The organism is Halomonas sp. ML-15, from assembly GCF_014779595.1.
In the GTDB taxonomy this organism is placed as follows: Bacteria; Pseudomonadota; Gammaproteobacteria; order Pseudomonadales; family Halomonadaceae; genus Franzmannia.
This window is the reverse complement of the sequence record NZ_JACXZT010000013.1, coordinates 1-2,452: the sequence shown is the minus strand read 5'-3', so window position 1 is coordinate 2,452 and position 2,452 is coordinate 1. Positions and strand designations below refer to the sequence as shown.

The following is a 2,452-nucleotide window of genomic DNA, read 5'->3' as shown; positions in this document are numbered from 1 at the left end:
TGCTGGATACGGTAAGAGGGCTTAGCCGTTCTTCGTGAACCGCCGTGGTACGGAACCGTATGCCCGGTGGTGTGAGAGGACGGGGGAGGCGACTCCCCCTCCTACTCGATATCATGGTCCCTGTCAGGAAGGAACTCTTGGGCAATGTATCCCTGGAAGCCGGTATCGCGTATCGCGCGACATATAGCGGGGTAGTTCAATTCCTGGCTATCATCGATTTCATTTCTTCCAGGAACTCCAGCCGTATGGTAGTGACCAAAGTATTCATGATGATCGCGAATGGTACGAATAATATCCCCTTCGCTTATCTGCATATGATAAATGTCGTAGAGCAACTTGAAGTTGGGGGAGTCGAGGCGCTGGCATAGCTCGATGCCCCAGGCAGAGTTGTCACAAAGATAGTCGGGGTGATCAATCTTGCTGTTGAACAGCTCCATTTGCAGAACGACTCCCTTCTCCTCGGCGTGAGAAAGAACTCTCTTCAATCCTTTCTCGGCATTGTCCAGCCCTTGCTCCGGACTCATGCCTCGAGCATTACCGCTGAAACAGATCAGGTTGGTGTAGCCGGCCTCACTCACCAGGTCGATATGCTCAAGGTAGCGATCGACCAATGCCGAATGAAAGCGCTCGTCTCCCCAACCATCCTCGAGACTCAGCTCGGCGCCATTGCACATGGAGGCGTCGAGACTGTAGCGTTTAAGTACCGGCCACTCGTTAGGCCCGACCAGGTCGATAGCCGAAATACCCAGTCCTGCTGCGAGCTGGCAAAGCTCCTCTAGGGAGAGAAAGTCGAATGTCCAGCGAGTCACTGAGTGATTGATATTTCCCTTGAGTGTCAAGGGCGTAACGTCATCATCGGCATAAGTCCTGGTGCCGACAGTGCTCAATACCGCCAACCCCGCAGCGCTGGCGATGCTATGGCATAGAAAGCGTCGTCTGTCGATGGCGTTGCTCATGATGCCAACCTCATTATTGTCGTCTCGAGCCAGTGGCAGCTGGGATGTGTCACTCCATGCGCAGCTGGGTCAGTTCCTCACGCAGGAAGCGACTGCCTTCGGTGATCACGGCTTCAGCATCGATGGGGTGGTCGTGCTCGATGATGTACCACTCCGACTCACTGGATTCGATAGCGGGTAGAATCGCTTCCCAATCGAGTACGCCCATGCCGAGAGTGGCGAAACCACCTTCCTCTTCGGCGCTACCTTCAGGCGCATTGTCCTTAGCATGCACGGCAAATAAACGGTCTTCAAAGCGACCCACGTACTCTGCTGGGTCCAACCCACCGCGAGCGATCCAGGCGATATCCAGCTCCGCCAGGAGCTTGGGGCCGGCGGCATCGAACATATGCTCCAACGCTGTCTTGCCTTCTAATATCTCCATCTCGAACTCATGGTTGTGGTAGGCGAGACGGAAACCTTCATCACTTAACCGCAAGGCAATATCGCCTAGCTCCTGGCCTAGTGACTGCCACTCACTAATAGTCTCGGGTCGCTCGCTCTCAGCGAGATAAGGGAGGGTGAGGGTGTCATTGCCGACGGCACGATTGAAGGTTATGGTGTCATCCAGGCGATGCCTGAGATCCTCCAGGGGAATATGGCTCGAGATCACCTCCAGCTCATACTCCTCCAGCAGCGCCTTGAGTTCGTCTGACGAAACCCCCTGATCTCCCACCGTCTCGATGGCACCGACGTCGGCTCGCTGAACGGCGGCCATCTGCTCTTCCAGGTCTCCGAAATCACGTAGTGTGTACATCTGCACTGCTATAGGAAGTTCATTCGAATCTTGCTGCGCAAAGCTAGGTATGGCTATGGCAGTGAAAGCGCTACATCCTATTGTAATGGCAGCGTATTTCTTCCATTTTGATATACGTGAAGGCATGCCAGTCTCCGTTATTTTTTCCTTGTTGGAAGTTTATAAGCTACGAATATCTCTGCAGATATGATGTCTTTCATCCGGAGATTTCGCATCATAGACCTCCGATGTAGATCTCCTGAATTCGAGAAGATCGATGCAATGTAATGCATTACATTGTTTAGATCATATCAGCATGTGCTGCAAGTTTAGTCAGGGGGTATCAGCTCGATAAGTGATTCCATGAGCCGATATGGAAGAGAAAATATTTAGCAAGGTGCTGATTTTAATATTTTTTATGTATCGCAATGATGGGGATAATACTTTAGTTTAAATTTTTCTGATTAAGGCATGCTCGCTGATACTTCGATACGCAGGATTGACGAAGATGAACCTTGAGGTCGGGGTCCTGGCAGGTTAACAAGCAAGATGTTGCTTCAGCCCTGGACGTGCTTTGCCGTACTGGCGAGTGGAGCGATGCTTTCATGCTGTCCTAGGTTTTGTACGAAAAGTCGGCACGTAGGCAACGATCTATGCAAGCCAGGCATACCATGGCGCGAAAGCTGCGGGCCAGCTTGTCATAGCGCGTGGCGATTCGCCG

Annotated in this window: 2 protein-coding genes and 1 pseudogene; all 3 read right to left on the bottom strand. The window is 52.2% G+C overall.

The window, feature by feature from the left end; genetic code table 11:
• Positions 1–101: 101 nt before the first annotated feature.
• A complete protein-coding gene (locus IEI94_RS09040; RefSeq protein ID WP_191166982.1) occupies positions 102–956 on the bottom strand; it encodes a hydroxypyruvate isomerase family protein in 855 nt (284 codons plus the stop codon).
• A gap of 49 nt (positions 957–1,005) precedes the next feature.
• Positions 1,006–1,752, bottom strand: a complete 747-nt coding sequence (locus IEI94_RS09035) for a sugar phosphate isomerase/epimerase family protein (RefSeq protein ID WP_224750034.1) — start codon at positions 1,750–1,752, stop codon at positions 1,006–1,008.
• 592 nt (positions 1,753–2,344) lie between these two features.
• Positions 2,345–2,452 (bottom strand): annotated as a pseudogene (locus IEI94_RS09030) (IS5/IS1182 family transposase); the annotation flags it as partial.

Bases quoted from the DNA above. Each gene is read 5' to 3' on its own strand.
- IEI94_RS09040 (WP_191166982.1), bottom strand. From the start codon at position 956: ATGAGCAACGCCATCGACAGACGACGCTTTCTATGCCATAGCATCGCC.
- IEI94_RS09035 (WP_224750034.1), bottom strand. From the start codon at position 1,752: ATGTACACACTACGTGATTTCGGAGACCTGGAAGAGCAGATGGCCGCC.